The following is a 21,370-nucleotide window of genomic DNA, read 5'->3' on the forward strand; positions in this document are numbered from 1 at the left end:
GACAACTGCACGAAGGAACGCTTGGTGGCCAGCGAGATGACGTGCGCCAGCGTCGTCTTGCCGGTGCCGGGCGGGCCGTAGAGCACCAGCGACATCGGCTCGTCGGCCTCGACCAGTCGGCGCAGCGGGGCGCGCGGGCCGAGCAGGTGGGTCTGGCCGACGACCTCGTCCAGCGACCGCGGTCGCATCCGGACGGCCAGCGGTGCGCCCCGGTCGACCGGCGCCGCCCCCGGGTCGGCCTCGGCGTCGGCGAACAGCCCCTCGCCGAACAGCCCGGCGTCCCCTGCGGTCACGGTTGCGACGCTACCTGCGGGGCACGACGGTCGGTGACCACTCCGCGATCGGGAAGGCCCTCTCCATGCAGCAGCGCACGATCGGCAACGCCACCGTCGGCACCGTCTCCCTCGGCGCGGTCGGCCTCGGCGGGATGCCGCTGTCGACCAAGTCCGACCGCCCGTCGCCCGCCGACGCGGAGGCCGTGGTGCACGCCGCCCTCGACGCCGGCGTCACGCTGATCGACACCGCCGACGCCTACGCCGCCGACGAGTCCGAGTTCGGCCACAACGAGGAGCTCATCGCCCGCGCCCTGGCCTCCTACGGCTCCGCCACGGACGACGTCCTGGTGGCGACCAAGGGCGGGCACACCCGGCGCGGCAGCGACTGGGAGATCGACGGCTCGCCGGCCTACCTGCGCCGGGCCTGCGAGGACTCGCTGCGCCGGCTGGGCGTGGAGCAGATCGGGCTGTACCAGTACCACCGCCCCGACCCCACCGTGCCGTGGGAGGACACGATGGGCGCGCTGCGCGAGCTCGTGGACGCCGGGCTGGTGCGGATGGCCGGGATCTCCAACGCCGACATCGGCCAGATCGACTCCGCCCGGGCGATCGTGGGCGAGGCGCTGGTGAGCGTGCAGAACCAGTTCTCGCCGGGCTGGCGCTCCTCGGCCGGCGAGCTCGCGCACTGCGCCGCCGTCGGCCTGGCGTTCCTGCCGTGGAGCCCCTTCGGCGGGATCACCGCGGCCAAGTCGCTGGGCTCGACGGCCGCGGAGTTCGGTGCCGTCGCCGACGAGCTGGGCGTCTCGGTGCACCAGGTGACCATCGCCTGGCACCTCGCGCAGGCCGACGTCGTCCTCCCCATCCCCGGCGCGAGCCGCCCGCAGTCCATCCAGGACAGCGCCGGAGGCGCCGACCTCGAGCTGTCCGCCGAGCAGCTCGCCCGCCTGAACGCCGCCTGACCCCCGCCGCCCCACCTGCCCGTTGATCATGGGCGTCTTGCCGCGGGCACGCCGCTGACCGGCGCGTCGTCGAGCAGGAGGCCCATGATCAACAGGCGGCGAGCGTGCTTACAGCCGCTGTATCCACAGCGGCACGGGCGGTCCACAGATGGGGTCGACCACTGGTCGAGGGGTGCCCTCCCCCGTCACGGTCGCCTGGTGGACGGGATCTCGCTGGGCAGCAGCTACACGTGGTCATCGGCACGCGCGGCGGGCGTCACCCGGCGGCAGGTCGAACGCGACGGACGGCGGATCGGGCAGGGGCTCTACCTCTCAGCCGCCGCAGACCCCACGCTGCACGAGCGGTGCCGCGCATGGGCGCGGCTGCTCCCGCCCGGTGCTGCCTTCGGCGGTGCCACGGCAGCCGTGCTCGCCGGCGCGCCACTGGCCGAGCCGTCCCACCCGACGGTGGTGGTCCCGCCGGGGGTCGTCGTCCCTGCCCGGCGCGAACTCGTGGGGCTCGTCCGGACGCTCCTGCCGACTGACGTCCGGGTCCTCGAGGGCCTCCGGGTCACCTCGGGCGCCCAGACGTTCCTCGACCTGGCCGCTGTCCTGCCGCCGCACGACCTGGTCGCTGTGGGTGACGCGCTGTACCGGGGGCCGGCACCTGGACGCCGACGGGCTGCAGGAACGACTGGCGCGCGCCGACCGGGTGCGAGGAGTGGTCCGCGCGGTCGTGCGCACCACTGCTCAGCCCGTTGGCCGAGTCACGGCCGGAGAGCCTGCTCCGCTACTGGTTGCTGACCAGCGACCTGCCCGACCCCACGCCGCAGGTCCCGGTGACCGACCGGTGGGGCCGCGAGGTGGCCCACGGCGACCTGGGCTACAGCGACTGGAAGATCCTGCTCGAGTACGAGGGCCGGCACCACGCCGAGCCCGACCAGTTCCGGCGGGACGTCGACCGGTACTCCCTCATGGGTGCCGGCGGCTGGCTGCTGCTGCGGTTCGCCGACCACCACCTGCGGACGCCGCACATCGTGCTCGACCGCACGCGCCGCGCCCTCCTCAGCCGCGGGTGGCGCCCGTGGCAGAGATGATCATGGGCGTCTTGCCGCGCGACACGCCGCCGAGCGGGGTGTCGCTGGCAAGACGCCCAGGATCAACGCCAGGGGGCGGCTCAGGCGGTGGGGGCGGCCTCGGGCTCGGCGGGGGGCTCGGGGACGAAGTCGATGCCGGCCTCGGTGCGCTGGGCGTCCGAGATCGGGGTCGGAGCACCGGTGAGCGGGTCGTACCCGGCGCCGGTCTTGGGGAAGGCGATGACCTCGCGGATGGAGTCGACGCCGGCCAGCAGCGCGGTCAGCCGGTCCCAGCCGAGGGCGGCACCGGCGTGCGGCGGCGGGCCGTAGTCGAAGGCCTCGAGGAAGAAGCCGAAGCGCTCGCGGGCCTCCTCCGTCGACATGCCGATCGCGGCGAACACCCGCTCCTGCAGCGTGGCGTCGGCGATGCGGACCGAGCCGCTCATCAGCTCGTTGCCGTTGCACACCAGGTCGTAGGCGTCCGAGAGCGCGGCGCCCTTGTCGGCCTCGAAGCCGTCGCGGAACTCCGGCGTGGGCGAGGTGAACGGGTGGTGCATGAACGTCCAGTCGCCGTCCTCGGTCTCCTCGAACATCGGGAAGTCCACGACGAAGAGGAACGACCAGGAACCGGGCTCGATCAGCTCCAGCCGCTTGGCCACCTCGTTGCGGGCAGCGCCCAGCAGCTCCTGCGCACCGCGGCGGGCACCGGCGGCGAAGAAGACGCAGTCACCGGGCTTCGCACCGACGGCCTCGACCAGGCCGGCGCGCTCGGCCTCGGAGATGTTCTTCGACACCGGCCCACCGAGGGTGCCGTCCTCGGCGATGGTGACGTAGGCCAGGCCCTTGGCCCCGCGCGAACGGGCCCAGTCCTGCCAGGCGTCGAACGCCCGGCGCGGCTGGGAGCCGCCGCCGGGCATCACGATCGCGCCGACGTAGGGCGCCTGGAACACCCGGAACGGGGTCTCGGCGAAGTAGGACGTCAGCTCGGTCAGCTCGATGCCGAAGCGCAGGTCGGGCTTGTCGGAGCCGAACCGGTCCATGGCCTCGCGGTAGGTCATCCGCGGGATGGCCGGCAGCTCGTAGGCGGCCAGCTGCGCCCACAGCGCCCGGACGACGTCCTCGGCGACGGCCAGGACGTCGTCCCGGTCGACGAAGCTCATCTCGAAGTCCAACTGGGTGAACTCCGGCTGGCGGTCGGCGCGGAAGTCCTCGTCCCGGAAGGCGCGGGCGATCTGGTAGTACCGCTCGAGCCCACCGATCATGAGCAGCTGCTTGAACAGCTGCGGCGACTGCGGCAGGGCGTACCAGTGACCGGGCTGCAGCCGCACCGGGACGACGAAGTCGCGGGCGCCCTCGGGGGTGGAGCGGGTCAGCGACGGGGTCTCGACCTCGACGAAGCCCTTCTCGGCCATGACGGTGCGGGCGATCCGGTTGATCTCGCTGCGCAGCCGCAGCACCGACGCCGGGCCCTGCCGGCGCAGGTCCAGGTAGCGGTACTTGTAGCGGACGTCGTCACCGGCGGCCTGGGCGGTCTCGATCGGGAACGGCAGCGGGGCCGACGCCGACAGCACCTCCAGCGTCGAGGCGACCACCTCGATCTCCCCGGTGGGCAGCTCGGGGTTCTCGTTGCCGGCCGGCCGGGCCTGCACCTGCCCGGTCACGAGCACGCAGTACTCGTTGCGCAGCGCGTGCGCCTCCTCCTCGCGGACGACGACCTGGGCGTAGCCCGAGGCGTCGCGGAGGTCGAGGAAGACGACCCCGCCGTGGTCGCGCCGGCGGGCGACCCAGCCGGCGAGGGTGACCGTGGTGCCGGCGTCGCTGGCGCGCAGCGTGCCGGCGTCGTGGGTGCGGAGCAAGGTGGTGCCTCTCTCGGAAGGTGCGGGGAGTCAGGAGGTGCGGGGGGTCACCAGCGGTCGTGCACGTGGGCGCGGATGCGCTCGTCGTACACGCGCTCGAGGTCGGCGAGCTGGCTGTCGCTCAGCGACGGGATCGAGGCCGCGGCCACGTTGCCGAGCGCCTGCTTCACGTTGCGCGCACCGGGGATGACGGCGGTGACGCCCGGCTGGTCGATGACCCAGCGGAGCGCGAACGCGGCGGTCTCGACGTCCGGGCCGGCGATCTCGGCGACCTCGCGGGCGGCGGCCACCCCGACGTCGAACGGCACGCCGGAGAAGGTCTCGCCGACGTCGAAGGCCTCGCCGTTGCGGTTGTAGTTGCGGTGGTCGTCGGCGCCGAAGGTCGTCGACTCGTCGTACTTGCCGGTGAGCAGGCCGCTGGCCAGCGGCACCCGGGCCAGGACGCCGACCTGGGCGCGCGCGGCGGCGGGCAGCAGCTCCTCCAGCGGCTTGCGCCGGAAGATGTTCAGGATGACCTGGATCGACTGGACGCCGGGGTGCTGCAGGGCGGTCACGCCCTCCTCGACGGTCTCCACCGAGACGCCGTAGGCGGCGATGGCCTGCTCGGCGACCAGGGCGTCGAGGGCGTCGTAGACCCGCTGGTCGGAGTAGACGGCCGGCGGCGGGCAGTGCAGCTGGACCAGGTCCAGGGTGTCGACGCCGAGGTTGCGGCGCGAGCGGTCGATCCAGGCGCGCAGGTTCTCCGGCGTGTACTGCTCGGCGGTGAACGGGTCGGCGCGGCGGCCGGCCTTGGTGGCCACGAAGGGGCGCTCGCCGCGGGCGGCCAGCGACTGGCGGATCCGCTCCTCGCTCTTGCCGTCGCCGTAGACGTCGGCGGTGTCGAGCAGGGTGACACCGGCGTCCAGGACGGCGTCCAGCACGGCCGCGGCGTCCTCGCTTGACACGTCACCCCAGTCGCCGCCCAGCTGCCAGGTGCCCAGGCCGACGACGGAGACGTCGGCACCGGTCCGGCCGAGCGGACGGGTCTCCAGCGGAGTCGAAGAGGTCATGCCCCCACCGTCGCACGCACGCGGTCGAACAGCTCACCCAGGGGGACGGCGACCTGCTCGTGCGTGCGCAGGTCACGCAGCTGGGCCACGCCCTCGGCCAGGTCACGGTCACCGACGACCACCGCGTGCGTGGCACCCGACCGGTCGGCGGCCTTCATCGCGCCCTTGAGCCCGCGGTCGCCGTAGACGGTGTCGGCGGAGACCCCGGCCGCCCGCAGCTGCCCGACCAGCCGGACGGCGAAGCTCTTGGCCGCAGCGCCCAGCGGCACGACGAAGGCCTGCACGCCCGGTGAGGTGACGACGTCGAGCCCCTCGGCCCGGATCGCCAGCAGCGTGCGGTCGACGCCGACGGCGTAGCCGATGCCGGAGAGGTCCGGGCCCCCGAGTGCCGCCGACAGCCCGTCGTAGCGCCCACCGCCGCCGATCGCGGACTGCGCGCCCAGGCCGTCGTGGACGAACTCGAACGTCGTCTTCGTGTAGTAGTCCAGCCCGCGCACCAGCCGCGGCGCCTCGGTCCAGGTGACCCCGAGGTCGGTGAGGTGCTCACGCACCGCGTCGTAGTGCGCCCTCGTGGAGTCCGAGAGGTGGTCGACCATCAGCGGGGCGTCGGCCAGCTGGGCCTGCACCTCGGGCCGCTTGTCGTCGAGCACCCGCAGCGGGTTGAGCGCGGCGCGCGCCCGGGTCTCCTCGTCCAGGTCCAGCTTCGCGAGGAACTCCACCAGCAGCTCGCGGTACTGCGGCCGGCACGTCTCGTCGCCCAGCGAGGTGAGCAGCAGCTCGAAGCCGGTCAGCCCCAGGTCGCGGTAGCCCTGCGTGGCCAAGGCGACCAGCTCGGCGTCCAGCGCCGGGTCGTCGACGCCGAGCGCCTCGACGTCGACCTGGGTGAAGTGCCGGTACCGGCCGGCCTGCGGGCGCTCGTAGCGGAAGACCGACCCGACGCTCCACAGCTTCACCGGCAGCGCGCCGGAGTAGAGCCGGTGCTCGATGAAGGAGCGCATCAGCCCGGCGGTGAGCTCTGGGCGCAGCGTGAGCGACCGGCCGCCGCGGTCGGTGAACGTGTACATCTCCTTGGAGACGACGTCGGTCGACTCCCCCACCCCGCGGGCGAAGACGGTGGTGTCCTCGAACGTCGGGGTCTCGATGTAGCCGTACCCGGCCCGCCGCAGCGGGGCGACGAGGGTGTCGCGGACGGCGAGGAACTCCGCCGAGGCCGGCGGCAGGGTGTCGAACGTGCCCTTGGGCGCGCTGAACGTGCTCACGGTGTGATGACTCGCTTCGCTCGTGGGTGCGGCCCGGTCACAGGCCCCGACCCCGGGGGGCCTCGGCGGCCTGCGCCAGGTACGGGTTGGTGGCGCGCTCGCGCCCGATCGTGGTGGCCGGCCCGTGCCCGGGGAGGACGACGGTCGCGTCGTCCAGCGGCAGGACGACGTCGCGCAGCGAGCCGACCATGTCCGTCCAGGACCCGCCCGGCATGTCGACCCGGCCCACCGACCCGGCGAAGAGCACGTCGCCGGCCAGCAGCCCCGGCGTCTCGCCGAGGTCGAGGGAGAAGACCACCGAGCCCCGGGTGTGCCCGGGCGCGTGCCGGACGGTCAGCTCGACGCCGGCCAGCGAGAGCACCGCGCCGTCGTCGAGCGGACGCACCTCGTCGGGGTCGGGCAGCGCGACGCCGGTGATCAGCGGGGCCAGCTGCGGGCCGTGCCAGCGGACGGGGTCGGACAGCATCCCGTTGTCGGCCGGGTGCAGGTAGGCGGGGATGTCGTAGCCGGAGCAGACCGGGAGCACGGAGAACGTGTGGTCCAGGTGCCCGTGGGTGAGGACGACGGCGACCGGCTTGAGCCCGTCCTCGTCCAGCATCCGGACCAGCGGCTCGACCGCGTCCATCCCCGGGTCGACGACGACGCACTCGGTCCCGGGACCGGGGGCGATGGCGTAGCAGTTGGTGCCGAACGCGCCGGCGGGGAACGAGCGGATGAGCACCCGTGCAGGTTACGCGGGCGCCATCGGTGCAGGTGGCGCTGCCAGGGAGCGGACAGGCGGCAGACCTACACTGCGCACTCGACACCGCGGGGCGCCATGGGTGCGCACCGCCCGCCCCCGAGCGCCTTCCCCAGCGCGCCATCCCGAGGAGCCCGAGAGACGTGCCGAGCAACAAGCAGGCCCGCGAGGCCGCCCAGCGACGACTGCAGCGCCAGCTGGAACGGCGTGAGCAGCTCGCCCGCAAGCGCCACCGGAACCTGCTCGCCGCGCTGTCCGTGATCGCCGTCCTGGCCGTCGTCGGCGCCATCTTCGCCATCACCAGCGTCGCCGGCGGGGACGACGACGACGTGGCCGCGGCTCCCTCGACCTCGGCCGCCCCGACGTCGGAGGCCCCGGCCACCAGCGCCGCCGCCGCGCCGAGCACCAACGCCGACGGCACCGTGACCTGCACCTTCACCGCCGACGACTCGGGCACCTCAGCCGGTACGCCCGCGCCGGACGTGCCCGGCACCGGGACCGCCGCGGTCACGATGGCCACCAGCGCCGGCGACATCGGGCTGTCCCTGGACCAGGCGAACGCCCCGTGCGCCGCGGCGAGCTTCGTGCACCTGGCCCAGACCGGCTTCTTCAACGGCACCCCCTGCCACCGGGAGACGGCATCCGAGGGCCTGAAGGTGCTGCAGTGCGGTGACCCGACCGGCACCGGCACCGGCGGCCCGGGCTACTCCTTCCCGACCCAGGTCACCGGCGGTGAGACCTACGGCCGCGGCACGCTGGCCATGGCCAACGCCGGCGCGGGCACCGACGGCAGCCAGTTCTTCCTGGTCTACGCCGACAGCCAGCTGCCCCCGGACTACACCGTCTTCGGCACCATCGACGAGGCCGGCCTCGGCGTGCTCGACGCGATCGCGGCCAAGGGCATCGAGGGCGGCGCCACCGACGGCGCCCCGGCCGAGCCGGTCACCCTCACTGCGGTGACCGTCCAGCAGTAGGCGCCACCGCCCCAGGGCCCGGTCTCCCCCCGGAGGCCGGGCCCTCGTGCGTCCGGCGCCGCACACTGGGCCGATGGACGCCGACCCCTACGCGGGCTTCCCCCCGGGCTTCTTCGACCGCAGCGACGACACCCCGGACGCCCGCTTCTACGACAGTCCTCGCCTGGTGACGCACATCGACGACGCCGCGATCACCGCGGTCGGCGAGCTGTACGCCGAGCTGGGCATCGACGGGTCCGCGCCCGCACCCACCCGGGTGCTGGACCTGATGTCGTCGTGGGTGTCGCACTTCCGGACCCCGCCGGCCGAGCTGGTCGTGCTGGGCATGAACGCCGAGGAGCTGCGCGCCAACCCGGCGGCCACCGAGACGCTGGTGCACGACCTGAACGCCGACCCGGCCGTGCCGCTGCCCGACGCCGACGTCGACGCGGCCGTGTGCTGCGTGTCGATCGACTACCTCACCCGGCCGGTCGAGGTCCTGGCCGAGGTGGGCCGGGTCCTGCGCCCGGGCGGGGTGCTCGCGGTGACCTTCTCCAACCGGTGCTTCCCGACCAAGGCCGTCCGCGGCTGGCTGGCCACCGACGACGAGCAGCACGGCGCCGTCATCTCCGAACTGGTCCGCCGCACCGGCGCCTTCACCGAGCCGACCGTCCAGCTGCGCACCGCACCCGGCGTGGGCGACCCGCTGTACGCCGTCGTCGCCACCCGCACCGTCTGACCCGCCGCGGCGCGCAGCGCCGTCCTCCCGAGCGGGGGCCCGGAGGGTCCCCCGAGGGAGGACCCGTTCCCCCTCCCGACGACGGGAGGGGGCGAGGCACGAGCCCCCTCCCCGAGGAGGGAACAGGATCGCTCAGCTCACCCGGGGCACGGCTCCTGGCCGCGCTGCGATCCGGAGGATCGCCATCTACGCAGTGACGCGCTCCACGTCGAAGACGCCGTCGACGTTGCGCACCGTCTGCAGCACCGCACCCAGGTGCGCGGGGTCGGCCAGCTCGAAGGTGAACCGGCTGATCGCCACCCGGTCGCGGCTGGTCTGCACCGACGCGGACAGGATGTTGACCCGCTCGTCGGCCAGCGCCTTGGTGACGTCGGAGAGCAGCCGGTGCCGGTCGAGCGCCTCGACCTGGATGGCGACCAGGAAGACCGACCCCGGCGAGGACGCCCAGTCGACCTCGACCAGCCGCTCCGGGGTGCGCTGCAGGTCCGCGGCGTTGGTGCAGTCGGTGCGGTGCACGCTCACCCCGCCGCCGCGGGTGACGAAGCCGAGGATCGCGTCACCCGGCACCGGTGTGCAGCACTTGGCGAGCTTGGCCCACACCTCGGTCATGCCGTGGACGACGACGCCCGGGTCGCCGCCGGCGGTGCGGGCGACCGTGCGCTTGGTGGGGATCGCGGTCTCGGCGATGTCCTCGGTGGCGCCCTCGGTGCCGCCCAGGGCGGTGAGCAGCTTCTCGACCAGCGAGTGCGCCGAGACCTGGTTCTCCCCCACCGCGGCGTAGAGCGCGCTGATGTCCGGGTAGTGCAGGTCGGCGGCCAGGGTGGCCAGCGACTCCCCGCCCATCAGCCGCTGCAGCGGCAGCCCGGCCTTGCGCATCGCCTTGGTCAGCGCGTCCTTGCCCGCCTCGACGGCGTCCTCGCGGCGCTCCTTGGTGAACCACTGGCGGATCTTGGTCCGCGCGCGGGAGCTGCCGACGAAGGCCAGCCAGTCCTTCGACGGGGCGGCCGTGGGCGAGCGGGAGGTGAAGACCTCCACGACGTCGCCGTTGGACAGCTTGCTGTCCAGGGACACCAGGTTGCCGTTGACCCGGGCGCCGATGCAGCGGTGCCCGACCTCGGTGTGCACCGCGTAGGCGAAGTCGACCGGGGTCGACTCCCCCGGCAGGCTGATCACGTCGCCCTTGGGCGTGAAGACGAAGACCTCCTGCGGACCGAGGTCGTAGCGCAGCGTCTCCAGGAACTCGCCGGGCTCCTGCGCCTCGCGCTGCCAGTCCAGCAGCTGGCGCAGCCACAGCATGTCGTCACCGGCCGAGCCCGGCGTCGGCACGGGCTCGGTCTTGCCGCCGCGGGCGGTCTCCTTGTACTTCCAGTGCGCCGCGATGCCGTAGTCGGCGATGCGGTGCATCTCGAAGGTGCGGATCTGCAGCTCGACCGGCTTGCCCTGCGGCCCGATCACCGTGGTGTGCAGCGACTGGTACATGTTGAACTTGGGCATCGCCACGAAGTCCTTGAAGCGGCCGGGCACCGGCTGCCAGTGCGCGTGCATGATGCCCAGGGCCGCGTACACGTCGCGCACCGACTCGACCAGGATGCGGATGCCGACGAGGTCCCAGATGTCGGTGAAGTCGCGGCCGCGCACGATCATCTTCTGGTAGATCGAGTAGTAGTGCTTGGGCCGGCCGGTGACCGTCGCCTCGATCTTGGCGGCCTTGAGCTGGTCGGTGACCGCGGAGGTGACCTCGGACAGGTAGGTGTCGCGGGAGGGCGCCCGCTCGGCCACCAGCCGCACGATCTCGTCGTAGCGCTTGGGGTACAGCGTGGCGAACGCGAGGTCCTCGAGCTCCCACTTGATGGTGTTCATGCCCAGCCGGTGGGCCAGCGGGGCGAGGATCTCCAGCGTCTCGCGCGCCTTCTTCTCCTGCTTCTCCGGCGGGAGGAAGCGCAGCGTGCGCATGTTGTGCAGCCGGTCGGCCAGCTTGATGACCAGCACCCGGGGGTCGCGGGACATCGCGACGATCATCTTGCGGATCGTCTCGGCCTGCGCGCCGTCCCCGAACTTGACCTTGTCGATCTTCGTGACGCCGTCGACGAGGTGGGCGACCTCCGGGCCGAAGTCGGCGGTGATCGACTCCAGCGTGGTGCCGGTGTCCTCGACGGTGTCGTGCAGCAGCGCGGCCACCAGCGTGGTGGTGTCCATGCCCAGCCCTGCCAGCACGGTGGCGACCGCGAGCGGGTGGGTGATGTAGGGGTCGCCGCTCTTGCGCTTCTGCTCGGCGTGCGCCTCCTCGGCGACGTCGTAGGCGCGCTGCAGCAGTCCCAGGTCGGCCTTGGGGTGGCTGGCCCGGTGCAGGGCCGCCAGCGGCTCGAGGACCGGGCGGATGCCGGTGGAGCGCTGGCCGGCGACGATCCGGCGGGCCAGCCGGTCACGGACGCGGCGGCGCGGGACGGTCTCGTTCTCCCCGCCCGGGTCCGGCGCGACGTCGTCGGGACGGCGGACCGCGGGGCGTTCGGGCAGCGTCACCCGGGGCGCGGCCTCCGCTGCGGGGGGCGCGTCCGACGTCCGGGGAACGACGACGTCTGAGGCCACGGGTGCTCCTGCACTGTTGAGGAGGGGCGTTCCTCCCATGCTAGACGCGCCCTTCGGCCCCCTGCCGGGTGCTCACCCGGCGGGGGTGCAGGTCACGTCCGCCAGAGCGCGTGGACCGGGTGGGGGGCGACCCGCTGGCGCCCGCCGAGGGCGACCAGCTCGACCACCACGGCCACCGAGGTCACCACCCCGCCGAGCCGTTCCACCAGGGCGACGGCTGCCTCGAGCGTCCCGCCGGTGGCCAGCACGTCGTCGACGACCAGCACGCGCTGCCCCGGCCGGATCGAGTCGGTGTGCAGCTCCAGCGTGGCGGTGCCGTACTCCAGGTCGTAGGAGGCCGAGACCACCTCCCGGGGCAGCTTGCCGGCCTTGCGCACCGGGACCACGCCGGTGCCGGCGTCCAGGGCGACCGCGGCGGCCAGCAGGAAGCCGCGGGCCTCGACGCCGGCCACGACGTCGAACCCCGGACCGCCGTCGGACCCGCTGAGCGCCGCGGCCCGCGGGTCGAGGTCGGCGGGCGCGGTGAGCGCGTCGACGACCCGGCGGAAGGCCCCGGCGTCGGCGAACACCGGCGTCAGGTCCCGGAACACCACCCCGGGCACCGGGAAGTCCGGGACGTCGACCGACAGCGAGGCGATCAGCTCCTCGACCGGCAGCTGCTCCGCCGTCGTCACCGGCGCTTCTTGCCCGCCGGGCGGGTGCCGGGGCGCTGCCCCGGCCGGGGCGTCGTCGCACCGCTGCGGGTCGCCCCGGTCTCCCGCTGCACCGAGGACGGCGACTCGACCACGACGTCGGCCTCCGGGCGCTCGGGCAGGGCGGCCGGGCGCTCGGCGACCGGGACAGCGGACCGGCGGGCCGCGGAGGCCCCGCCACCCCGGCGGGCGCTGGCGACCGGACCGGCCGGGCGGGCCCCGCCGGTGCGGGCCTCGGTGGCCCGGCGGGCGAGCACGCGCTTGCGCAGCGCGATGTTCTCCGGCTTGCGCTCCTCGAGCTCGGCCAGGACCGGGGTGGCCAGGAAGATCGAGCTGTAGGTGCCGGCGGCGAGGCCGATGAACAGCACCAGCGCGAGGTCCTTGAGCGTGCCCGCGCCCAGCAGGCCGGCGCCGACGAACAGCAGCCCGGCCACCGGCAGCAACGCGATCACCGAGGTGTTGATCGACCGCATCAGCGTCTGGTTCACGGCCAGGTCGGCTGCCTCGCCGTAGGTCGAGCGAGCGCTCTTGGTGAGGTCCTTGGTGTTCTCGTCGACCTTGTCGAAGACCACGACGGTGTCGTAGAGGGAGAACCCGAGGATGGTCAGCAGGCCGATCACCGTGGAGGGGGTGACCTCGAAGCCGATCAGGGCGTAGACCCCGGCGGTGACGACGATGTCGTGCACCAGCGCGACGATCGCGGCCACGGCCATGGTGGGCCGGAAGCGGATCGCCAGGAACGCGACCACGGCGACCAGGAAGACGACCAGCGCCAGCAGCGCCTTGTTGGTGACGTCGCCGCCCCAGTCGGCACTGACGGCCTGCGGGCTGACCTCGGTCTCGGCGACGCCGGCGGCCTGCGCCACGGCGGCGACGACGGACTCCTCGGTGGCGGGGTCGAGGGCCTCGGTGCGCAGCAGCACGGAGTTGCCGCCGACGACCTGGGCGCTGGATACCTGGGCCCCGGCGCCCTCGGCGGCCTGGCGGACGTCGGCGAGCTGCTCGGTCGTGGCCGGCACGCGAAGGCTGTTGCCGCCGGCGAACTCGATGCCGAAGTTGAACCCGCGCACGATCATCAGCAGCGTGCACAGCGCCACGACGACCGCGGTCACCTTGAACCAGAACCGCCGCTTGCCGACGACGTCCAGCCCGGCCTCGCCGTTGTAGAGCCGGTGGGCCAACGAGGCGCGGGAGGGCGCCCGGCGGTCGGACTCCCCCTCGGGGGTCAGGCCGGCGTCGGCCAGCGCCTGGTCACCGGTGCTCTCACCGGCGGCCTCCTCGCGCACCTCGGCCTCGTCGACGACCTCGTCGGCAGCGGTCCCGACCGGGACCACGGTCTCCTCGGTGCTGGTCGGCTCGCTGCCGGTCAGCTCGGTGCTGATCTTCTCAGCGCCGGTCGGCTCGGTGCCGGGCTGGCCGGCGGCGGGCAGGTCGCCCGCCCCGAAGGCGGTGGACCCGGTGGAGCCGGGCTCGCGGGGGGTGGTCATCGGTTGCTCCCGTTCGTGCTGCTGCCGGTGCCGGCACCGACCAGCTGCCGGTCGCCCCGGGTCGGTGACCCCGTGCGGCGGCTGTGGTCGACCTGGCCCAGGCCGGAGAAGCGGTTGGTGCCGAAGCTCTTGACCCGGCTGAGCACCGCCATGAGCGGGTGGGTGAAGAGGAAGACGACGACGAGGTCGAGGACCGTGGACATACCCAGGGTGAACGCGAAGCCCTTCACGTCACCGATGGCCAGCCAGTACAGGATCGCGGCGGCCAGGAAGCTGACGGCGTCGGCGGACAGGATCGTCCGGCGCGCCCGGACCCAGGCCCGCGGGGTGGCGCTGCGCAGCGTCCGCCCCTCCCGGACCTCGTCCTTGAGCCGCTCGAAGTAGACGACGAAGGAGTCGGCGGTGATGCCGATGGAGACGATGAACCCGGCGATGCCGGCCAAGCTCAGCGCGAAGCCGATCTCCCGGCCCAGCAGCACCAGGCAGCCGTACACGACCACCGCCGACAGCAGCAGGCTGGCGATCATCACCAGGCCGAGCAGCCGGTAGTACAGCAGCGCGTAGACGAACACCAGGGCGACGCCGATGGCGCCGGCGATCAGCCCGGCCTGCAGCTGCTCGCTGCCCAGCTCGGTGGAGATCGACTGCGCCGTGGCCTGGCTGAAGGTCAGCGGCAGCGCGCCGTACTTCAGCTGGTTGGCGAGCTCCGTGGCCGACTCCTGGTCGAAGCTGCCCGAGATCTGGGTCGTGCCACCGACGATCGCCGAGTTGATCGTGGGGGCCGACACGACCCGGCCGTCCAGGGTGATCGCCACGTTGTTGCCGACGTTGGCGGTGGTGTAGTCCGCCCAGGCGGTCGAGCCGGCGCCGGTGAAGTCGAGGTTGACGATCCACTCGCCGGTGGCCTGCTCGGTGCCGGCGGTGGCGTCGGAGACGTCGGTGCCCTCGATGACCGCCGGGCCCAGCAGGTACTTGGCCGTGCCGTCGTCGGAGCAGGCCGCGATGGCGTCCTCGGGCCGGTCGACCTCGGTGGTCGTGGTGTCGCAGGTCAGCGTGGCGAACTCGGCCTGCGCCTGCTCGGCCGTGACCACGGGGGCGTTCGGGTCGGGGACCGAAGGGTCGGCCACCGCACCGTCGTCGGTCGCCGGCGCACCCGAGGTCGGGGCAGCGGAGTCCGTCGGCGCAGCGGAGTCGGTCGGGGCAGCGGAGTCCGTCGGTGCGGCGGAGTCCGTCGGCGCGGCGGAGTCCGTCGGCGCGGCCGGGTCGGTGGGCGCGGCCGACGGGTCGGCGGCGGGAGTGGCCGCCTCCGGGCCGCCCAGGACGGGGCGGAAGCGGAGCTGGGCGGTGGCGCCGAGCTCACGGGCGCGGTCGCCGTTGTCGCCGGGGACCGAGATGACGATGTTGCTGCTGCCCTCGGTGACCACCTCGGCCTCGGCGACGCCCAGGCCGTTGACCCGCTGCTCGATGATCTGGCGGGCCAGCTCGAGGTCGGCGGACTCCGGCGGCTGGCCGTCGGGGGTGCGGGCGGTGAGGGTGACCGTCGTCCCGCCCTGGAGGTCCAGGCCGAGCTGCGGGGTGCGCCGGTCCCCGGTGAGGAAGATCAGCGCGTAGAGGCCCACGACGATGAGCAGGAAGGCGGCGAAGTACCGCCGGGCGGGGATCTGTCGGGCTGCCACGAGGGGTGCCCGGCTCAGCGTGCGCGGTCGGCGGGGTCGCCGTCGCCGTCGATGGACCCGGTGGCCGTGCTGCCCCCGGTCGTGCCGGCGTCGAGCGGCTTCCGGACCTCCAGCACCGCCGGGCGGGCGACGGTGATGACGACCCCCGGGGAGACCTCGAGGTCGACGGTGTCCGCACCGAGGGCGGCGACGGTGCCGTGGATGCCGCTGGTCAGCATCACCGGGGTGCCCGGGGTGAGCGCGGACTGCATCGCCGCGGCGTTGGCCTGGATCTTCTTGCGCTGCCGGGCAGGCAACACGATGAGCAGGCCGAACAGCAGGACGAGCACGATCAACGGCAGGTATTCCACGACTGGTGAGCCTCTCTACCGCAGCAGGTCGCGCGGTGGGTGCGACCCGTCATCGGGTCGCTCGGGTACATCGGCGCCGGCACACGTCCGCGGGCTCCGCCGGGCAGAGCGCCCCGGCGAGCCGGGCGCGCCAGCGCGTCGGAGTCTAGGCGTCGAAGAGCGTCGAAGTACCAGACCCGTCCGACGGACGGTCACCTGTGCCGCCGCTGAGCGGCACCCCACCGCGCGGGACGGCGTGTCCCAGGTGACGGAACGCGGCCTCGGTGGCGACCCGCCCGCGCGGGGTGCGGGCCAGCAGCCCGGCGCGCACCAGGAAGGGCTCGCACACCTCCTCGACGGTGTGCGGCTCCTCCCCCACCGCCACGGCCAGCGTCGCGACGCCGACCGGCCCGCCGCCGAACTTCGTCACCAGCGCGTCGAGCACCGAGCGGTCCAGCCGGTCCAGGCCCAGGTCGTCGACGTCGTAGAGGGCCAGCGCGGCCCGGGCCACCTCCAGGGTGACCCGCCCGTCGGCCTTGACCTCGGCGAAGTCCCGCACCCGGCGCAGCAGCCGGTTGGCGATGCGGGGCGTGCCGCGGGAACGGCCGGCGATCTCGGCCGAGCCGTCGGCGGTCAGCTCGACCCCCAGCAGGTCTGCGCTGCGTGCGATGACCTTCTGCAGGTCGGTGGTGTCGTAGAACTCCATCTGGCCGACGAAGCCGAACCGGTCGCGCAGCGGGCCGGTGAGCAGGCCCGCGCGGGTGGTCGCCCCGACCAGCGTGAACGGGTTGATCTCCAGCGGGATCGCCGTCGCGCCGGGGCCCTTGCCGACCACGACGTCGACCCGGAAGTCCTCCATCGCCATGTACAGCAGCTCTTCGGCGGGCCGGGCGATCCGGTGGATCTCGTCGATGAACAGGACGTCGCCGGGCGACAGGTTGGACAGCATCGCGGCCAGGTCGCCGGAGCGCTCGATCGCCGGGCCACTGGTGATCTTGACCGCGGTGCCCAGCTCAGACCCGATGATCAGCGCGAGGCTGGTCTTGCCCAGCCCGGGCGGACCGGACAGCAGCACGTGGTCCGGCGGCCGGCCGCGGCGCTTGGCGCCCTCGAGGACGAGGTCGAGCTGGCGGGCGACCTTGGGCTGGCCGATGAAGTCCGCGAGCGAGTTGGGCCGCAGAGCGGACTCCACGACCCGCTCCTCGTCACCGGCCCGGGGGTCGACGGCGTCGTCCCAGTCCGGTGCGGTGTACCGGCCCGGGCCCGCGTCGGCAGCGGACAGCCCCCGGTCGAAGGAGCTCATGGCCGGCCCAGCATCCGCAGCGCCTGGCGCAGCAGGACGGCGACCTCGACACCACCGGTCTCGGCGAGCTGCGCGTCGGCGACCGGCACCAGCTCGAGGACGGCGATGTCGGCCTCCCGGGTGCTCCAGCCGAGACCGACCAGTGCCTGGCCCAGCTGGTCGCGCCAGGGCTGGACGGGCGCGATCCCGGGGAGGGCCGGACCGTCGAGGGAGGTGTCGGAGGTGGTGACGCCGAGGCGGTCGCGCAGCTCCAGCACCAGCCGCTCGGCGCCCTTCTTGCCGATGCCGGGCACCTGCATGAGGGCTTTGAGGTCGCCCATCGACACGGCTCGGCGGACCTCGCGCGGCGGGTGGATGGCCAGCACGGCCTGGGCGACCCGCGGGCCGACGCCGTTGGCGGTCTGCAGCAGCTCGAACAGCTGGCGCTCGTCGTCGTCGGCGAAGCCGTAGAGGGTCAGGGAGTCCTCGCGGACGACCAGGCTGGTGGCCAGCCGGGCCTGCTCCCCCACCTGCAGCCGGGCGATGGTGCCGGGGGTGCACTGCACCGACAGGCCCACGCCGCCCACCTCGACCACGGCACCGTCGGGCGACACGGCCGCGACCCGGCCGCTCACGCTGGCGATCATCGGCTGACCCCCTGCCAGCGCGGCAGCGTCCGGGACGCCGGGACCGGGGCCCCGATGCCGCCGGCGAGCGCGGCGACCCGCAGCCGGGCCTGCGCCGGGGCGCGCCAGACGTGGCAGACGGCCAGCGCCAGCGCGTCGGCGGCGTCGGCGGGCTTGGGCGCCTCGGTGAGCCCGAGGACCCGGGTGACCATCATCGTGACCTGGTCCTTGTCGGCGCGGCCGTTGCCGGAGATGGCGGCCTTGACCTCGCTCGGGGTGTGCCACGCGACCGGCACGTCGGCCTGCGCGGCGGCCAGCGCGGCGACCCCGGCGGCCTGGGCGGTGCCGGTCGCCGTCCCCTTGTTGTTCTGGGTGAAGACGCGCTCGATGGCGACGGCCTCCGGGCGGTGCGCCCGCAACAGGGCGGTCACGGCGGTGTGCACCTCCAGCAGTCGCAGTTCCAGGTCCAGGTCGGGGTGCGTGCGGATGACGCCGACCCCGATCGCCGTGGGCCGGGCGCCGGGACGCCCGTCGACCACACCCCACCCGCACCGGGTCAGGCCCGGGTCGATGCCGAGCACCCGCATGGGACCTCCTCCGATCGGCGCGAACACGTGTTCGAACCACGCTAACCGGCGTCCCCGACGAACGGCCCCCGACACGCCCGTCGGCTCGGCCCCCTCGCAGGGTCCCGCCCTGAGCCTGCGAAGGGTGGGGGGCGAGGGGGTCCTTCGTCTAGGCGTCGATGGACTCCATGACCTCGTCGGAGACGTCGTAGTTGGCGTAGACGTTCTGCACGTCGTCGAGGTCCTCGAGGGCGTCGATGAGCTTGAAGACCTTGGCCGCGCCCTCGGCGTCCAGCTCGACCTCCACGCTGGGCACGAAGCCCATGTCGGCGGAGTCGTACTCGATGCCGGCCTCCTGCAGCGCGGTGCGCACCGCGACCATGTCACCGGGCTCGCTGACCACCTCGAAGGTGTCGCCGAGGTCGCGGACCTCCTCGGCACCGGCGTCCAGGACGGCCATCAGCACGTCGTCCTCGGTGTGGCCGGCGGCCGGCACCACGACGACGCCCTTGCGGGAGAACAGGTAGGACACCGAGCCCGGGTCGGCCATGGTGCCGCCGTTGCGGGTCATCGCGGTGCGCACCTCCATCGCCGACCGGTTCTTGTTGTCGGTGAGGCACTCGATGAGCACGGCGACCCCGGCCGCGGCGTAGCCCTCGTAGGTGATGCCCTGGTAGTCGACGCCGCCGGCCTCGGCACCGGAGCCGCGCTTGACGGCGCGGTCGATGTTGTCGTTGGGCACCGAGCTCTTCTTCGCCTTCTGGACGGCGTCGAACAGCGTGGGGTTGCCCTGGAGGTCACCGCCGCCGGTACGGGCCGCGACCTCGATGTTCTTGATCAGCTTCGCGAAGAGCTTGCCCCGCTTGGCGTCGATCCCGGCCTTCTTGTGCTTGGTCGTCGCCCACTTGGAATGGCCGCTCACTTGCTCTCCTCGCTAGCGCTCGTCGGCTGCGTTCGCAGCCGAGCCACTGTGCCCTCTGGTGAGTTCGCACGCTCACTCACGCGAAGCTCTCCCCTCACTGTCGGCACCAGCAGTGGCACCGTCGGAACCCAGACCGCGGGCACGGGCTGCCCGCACCAGCTCCACGAACATCGCGTGCACCCGGGGGTCGCCGGTGAGCTCGGGGTGGAAGCTGGTGGCCACCAGGTGACCCTGGCGGACGGCGACGATCTTACCGTCGGCCGCCCCGCCCACGACCCGGCCGAGGACCTCGACCCCCGGGCCGACCTCCTCGACCCACGGCGCGCGGATGAAGACGGCGTGCACCGGGCCGCCCGGGACGCCGGCGACCTCGACCTCGGTCTCGAAGGAGTCGACCTGCCGGCCGAAGGCGTTGCGGCGCACGGTGACGTCCAGGCCGCCGATGGTCTGCTGGCCGGCGGGGGCGTCGAGCACCGTGTCGGCCAGCATGATCATCCCGGCGCAGGAGCCGTAGGTGGGCAGCCCACCCGCGACCGCCTCGCGCAGCGGCTGGAGCAGTCCGAACCGAGACGCGAGGTTGGCCATCGTGGTGGACTCCCCGCCCGGCACGACCAGCCCGTCGACGGCGGCCAGCTCCTCCGGGCGGCGCACGGTGACCGCCTGCGCGCCCTGGTCACGCAGCACGGCCAGGTGCTCCCGGACATCACCCTGCAGCGCGAGCACGCCGATGACGGGCGCGGTCACCAGCCGCGGGTCGCGTAGCGCTGGGACTCCGGCAGGGTGTCGACGTTGATGCCGACCATCGGCTCGCCCAGCCCGCGGGAGACCTTGGCGATCACGGCCGGGTCGTCGAAGAACGTGGTGGCCTGCACGATCGCGGCCGCACGCTGCGCCGGGTCACCGGACTTGAAGATGCCCGAGCCGACGAACACACCCTCGGCGCCCAGCTGCATCATCATCGCCGCGTCGGCGGGGGTGGCCAGGCCACCGGCGGTGAACAGCACGACCGGCAGCTTGCCGGTGCGGGCGACCTCGACGACCAGGTCGTGCGGGGCGCGCAGCTCCTTGGCGGCGACGAAGAGCTCGGTGTCGTCGAGGGTGGTCAGCCGCTTGATGCCGGCGCGCAGCGCGCGCATGTGCCGGGTGGCCTCCACGACGTTGCCGGTGCCGGCCTCGCCCTTGGAGCGGATCATCGCCGCGCCCTCGGAGATGCGCCGCAGCGCCTCGCCCAGGTCGGTCGCGCCGCAGACGAAGGGCACGGTGAAGTCGGTCTTGACGATGTGGTGCGCCTCGTCGGCCGGGGTCAGCACCTCGGACTCGTCGATGTAGTCCACACCCAGGGCCTGCAGCACCTGGGCCTCGACGAAGTGGCCGATCCGGGCCTTGGCCATCACCGGGATGGAGACCGCGTCGATGATCCCCTGGACCATGTCCGGGTCGCTCATCCGCGCGATGCCGCCCTGGGCGCGGATGTCGGCGGGGACCCGCTCCAGCGCCATGACCGCGACCGCGCCGGCGTCCTCGGCGATCTTGGCCTGCTCCGGGTTGACGACGTCCATGATGACGCCGCCCTTGAGCTGCTCGGCCATGCCGCGCTTGACCCGCACGGTGCCGGTGGTCGTGTCGCTGGACTCGCTGTGCTGCTGGGACACGGTCGCTGCCTCGCTGGCTCGTCGGTGGGGAACGCCCCAGCCTACGACCGGCTCAGTTGCCGGTGGACGGGCCGCCGGAGAGGACGGCGTCCTGCCCGTCGTCGATGTCGAAGTAGCGCGGCAGCGGCCGGCGGGCGTGCAGGCGCGACACCCGGGTCAGCCGGCGGCGGCGGAGCGCCCGGGTGTCCCGGACGGCGTCGTTGTAGAACCGCCGGGCCAGGCCCACCCGGACGGCGGCCTCGTCGAGCTCGGGGGGCAGCGCCCCCGCCGGCACCTGGCCCAGCAGCCGGCCCAGCTGGTTCTCCGCCGCCTCGCGGTCGCCGGCCGCCGGGGTGCGCGAGGCGGCCGCGGCGGCGGCCAGCCCGGCAGCGAGAGCTGCGCCCAGCACGTCGGCGCGCTCCCGGGCAAGTGCCGCGGCCAGCTCCGCCCGGCGCAGCAGCGCGGCGTCGAGCACCTCGCGGGCCCGGCGCACCCTGCCGCCGAGCCGGCGCAGCCGGATCAGCGTCCAGCCGGTCCAGAGCAGGTGCACCGCGACCAGGACCGCGGCCACGAGCAGCAGCCAGGTCCCGGTGGTCATCGCCGCCCAGGCTAGCGAGAGAGAGGACCCTGCTGCCCCCCACCACTCGCGCACTCGCGGTGGGCCCCTGCAGAGGGAGGACCTCGCTGCC

At 73.6% G+C, this 21,370-nt stretch carries 21 protein-coding genes; 4 read left to right on the forward strand and 17 right to left on the reverse strand.

Going from position 1 to position 21,370, the window contains the following annotated elements:
• Positions 1-293 (reverse strand): AAA family ATPase (locus GCU67_RS18790; protein ID WP_163612892.1); only part of this gene is annotated, 293 nt, incomplete at its 3' end.
• A 2-nt stretch (positions 294-295) separates the two neighbouring features.
• Between GCU67_RS18790 and GCU67_RS18795 the strand changes: the two genes are divergently transcribed.
• Together GCU67_RS18795 and GCU67_RS22115 are read left to right on the forward strand one after the other, a co-directional pair.
• Complete coding sequence (locus tag GCU67_RS18795; RefSeq protein WP_246215373.1) at positions 296-1,234, forward strand: aldo/keto reductase; 939 nt, start codon at positions 296-298, stop codon at positions 1,232-1,234.
• Positions 1,235-1,971: 737 nt separating this feature from the next.
• On the forward strand, positions 1,972-2,310 hold the full coding sequence (locus tag GCU67_RS22115; protein WP_246215374.1) for a hypothetical protein: 339 nt from the start codon (positions 1,972-1,974) through the stop codon (positions 2,308-2,310).
• Between the two features lie 80 nt (positions 2,311-2,390).
• Here the strand turns inward: GCU67_RS22115 and aspS are convergent, their stop codons facing one another.
• Genes aspS through GCU67_RS18820 form a run of 4 tightly spaced genes read right to left on the reverse strand, consistent with a single transcriptional unit; the run spans position 2,391 to position 7,174 of the window.
• Entirely contained in the window at positions 2,391-4,145 is a 1,755-nt protein-coding gene (aspS, locus tag GCU67_RS18805; protein ID WP_163612893.1) for an aspartate--tRNA ligase, read from the reverse strand.
• Between the two features lie 47 nt (positions 4,146-4,192).
• A complete protein-coding gene (locus tag GCU67_RS18810) occupies positions 4,193-5,194 on the reverse strand; it encodes an aldo/keto reductase (protein WP_163612894.1) in 1,002 nt (333 codons plus the stop codon).
• Positions 5,191-6,453 (reverse strand): histidine--tRNA ligase, encoded by a 1,263-nt coding sequence (gene hisS / locus GCU67_RS18815; RefSeq protein ID WP_163612895.1) that lies wholly within the window; start codon positions 6,451-6,453, stop codon positions 5,191-5,193. The genes GCU67_RS18810 and hisS overlap by 4 nt, the downstream gene beginning before the upstream one ends.
• Before the next feature lie 37 nt (positions 6,454-6,490).
• Entirely contained in the window at positions 6,491-7,174 is a 684-nt protein-coding gene (locus tag GCU67_RS18820) for an MBL fold metallo-hydrolase (protein WP_163612896.1), read from the reverse strand.
• A gap of 161 nt (positions 7,175-7,335) precedes the next feature.
• Between GCU67_RS18820 and GCU67_RS18825 the strand changes: the two genes are divergently transcribed.
• A complete protein-coding gene (locus GCU67_RS18825) occupies positions 7,336-8,166 on the forward strand; it encodes a peptidylprolyl isomerase (RefSeq protein ID WP_163612897.1) in 831 nt (276 codons plus the stop codon).
• 73 nt (positions 8,167-8,239) lie between these two features.
• On the forward strand, positions 8,240-8,884 hold the full coding sequence (locus GCU67_RS18830; protein ID WP_163612898.1) for a class I SAM-dependent methyltransferase: 645 nt from the start codon (positions 8,240-8,242) through the stop codon (positions 8,882-8,884).
• 186 nt (positions 8,885-9,070) lie between these two features.
• Here GCU67_RS18830 and GCU67_RS18835 read toward each other — a convergent pair whose 3' ends face one another.
• From GCU67_RS18835 to GCU67_RS18890, 12 genes are all read right to left on the reverse strand, one after another.
• On the reverse strand, positions 9,071-11,470 hold the full coding sequence (locus tag GCU67_RS18835; RefSeq protein ID WP_163612899.1) for a RelA/SpoT family protein: 2,400 nt from the start codon (positions 11,468-11,470) through the stop codon (positions 9,071-9,073).
• 92 nt (positions 11,471-11,562) lie between these two features.
• Positions 11,563-12,144 (reverse strand): adenine phosphoribosyltransferase, encoded by a 582-nt coding sequence (locus tag GCU67_RS18840; protein WP_163612900.1) that lies wholly within the window; start codon positions 12,142-12,144, stop codon positions 11,563-11,565.
• Complete coding sequence (gene secF / locus GCU67_RS18845; protein WP_246215375.1) at positions 12,141-13,649, reverse strand: protein translocase subunit SecF; 1,509 nt, start codon at positions 13,647-13,649, stop codon at positions 12,141-12,143. Before secF ends, GCU67_RS18840 begins: the two co-directional genes overlap by 4 nt.
• Positions 13,646-15,325, reverse strand: a complete 1,680-nt coding sequence (gene secD / locus GCU67_RS18850) for a protein translocase subunit SecD (RefSeq protein ID WP_163612901.1) — start codon at positions 15,323-15,325, stop codon at positions 13,646-13,648. Before secD ends, secF begins: the two co-directional genes overlap by 4 nt.
• Before the next feature lie 14 nt (positions 15,326-15,339).
• Positions 15,340-15,675, reverse strand: a complete 336-nt coding sequence (yajC, locus tag GCU67_RS18855) for a preprotein translocase subunit YajC (protein ID WP_163612902.1) — start codon at positions 15,673-15,675, stop codon at positions 15,340-15,342.
• Positions 15,676-15,820: 145 nt separating this feature from the next.
• A complete protein-coding gene (ruvB, locus tag GCU67_RS18860) occupies positions 15,821-16,957 on the reverse strand; it encodes a Holliday junction branch migration DNA helicase RuvB (protein WP_163612903.1) in 1,137 nt (378 codons plus the stop codon).
• A complete protein-coding gene (gene ruvA / locus GCU67_RS18865) occupies positions 16,954-17,583 on the reverse strand; it encodes a Holliday junction branch migration protein RuvA (protein WP_163612904.1) in 630 nt (209 codons plus the stop codon). Before ruvA ends, ruvB begins: the two co-directional genes overlap by 4 nt.
• A complete protein-coding gene (gene ruvC, locus GCU67_RS18870; protein WP_163612905.1) occupies positions 17,580-18,149 on the reverse strand; it encodes a crossover junction endodeoxyribonuclease RuvC in 570 nt (189 codons plus the stop codon). The genes ruvA and ruvC overlap by 4 nt, the downstream gene beginning before the upstream one ends.
• 148 nt (positions 18,150-18,297) lie before the next feature.
• Complete coding sequence (locus GCU67_RS18875; RefSeq protein WP_163612906.1) at positions 18,298-19,050, reverse strand: YebC/PmpR family DNA-binding transcriptional regulator; 753 nt, start codon at positions 19,048-19,050, stop codon at positions 18,298-18,300.
• 72 nt (positions 19,051-19,122) lie between these two features.
• Positions 19,123-19,794 (reverse strand): pyridoxal 5'-phosphate synthase glutaminase subunit PdxT, encoded by a 672-nt coding sequence (gene pdxT, locus GCU67_RS18880; protein ID WP_163612907.1) that lies wholly within the window; start codon positions 19,792-19,794, stop codon positions 19,123-19,125.
• The gene (gene pdxS / locus GCU67_RS18885; RefSeq protein WP_163612908.1) at positions 19,791-20,702 is read right to left on the reverse strand and encodes a pyridoxal 5'-phosphate synthase lyase subunit PdxS; all 912 of its coding nucleotides are present in this window, start codon (positions 20,700-20,702) and stop codon (positions 19,791-19,793) included. The genes pdxT and pdxS overlap by 4 nt, the downstream gene beginning before the upstream one ends.
• A 52-nt stretch (positions 20,703-20,754) precedes the next feature.
• Complete coding sequence (locus GCU67_RS18890) at positions 20,755-21,279, reverse strand: hypothetical protein (protein ID WP_163612909.1); 525 nt, start codon at positions 21,277-21,279, stop codon at positions 20,755-20,757.
• Positions 21,280-21,370: the final 91 nt, after the last annotated feature.

The sequence above is a fragment of the Modestobacter muralis genome (genome assembly GCF_010682105.1).
In the GTDB taxonomy this organism is placed as follows: domain Bacteria; phylum Actinomycetota; class Actinomycetes; order Mycobacteriales; family Geodermatophilaceae; genus Modestobacter; species Modestobacter muralis.

What these genes read in the sequence shown, in the direction of transcription:
- ruvC (WP_163612905.1), bottom strand. Translation starts at nt 18,149, where the DNA reads ATGCGGGTGCTCGGCATCGACCCGGGCCTGACCCGGTGCGGGTGGGGT.
- GCU67_RS18830 (WP_163612898.1), top strand. Translation starts at nt 8,240, where the DNA reads ATGGACGCCGACCCCTACGCGGGCTTCCCCCCGGGCTTCTTCGACCGC.
- ruvB (WP_163612903.1), bottom strand. Translation starts at nt 16,957, where the DNA reads ATGAGCTCCTTCGACCGGGGGCTGTCCGCTGCCGACGCGGGCCCGGGC.
- ruvA (WP_163612904.1), bottom strand. Translation starts at nt 17,583, where the DNA reads ATGATCGCCAGCGTGAGCGGCCGGGTCGCGGCCGTGTCGCCCGACGGT.
- GCU67_RS18810 (WP_163612894.1), bottom strand. Translation starts at nt 5,194, where the DNA reads ATGACCTCTTCGACTCCGCTGGAGACCCGTCCGCTCGGCCGGACCGGT.
- GCU67_RS18890 (WP_163612909.1), bottom strand. Translation starts at nt 21,279, where the DNA reads ATGACCACCGGGACCTGGCTGCTGCTCGTGGCCGCGGTCCTGGTCGCG.
- secF (WP_246215375.1), bottom strand. Translation starts at nt 13,649, where the DNA reads ATGACCACCCCCCGCGAGCCCGGCTCCACCGGGTCCACCGCCTTCGGG.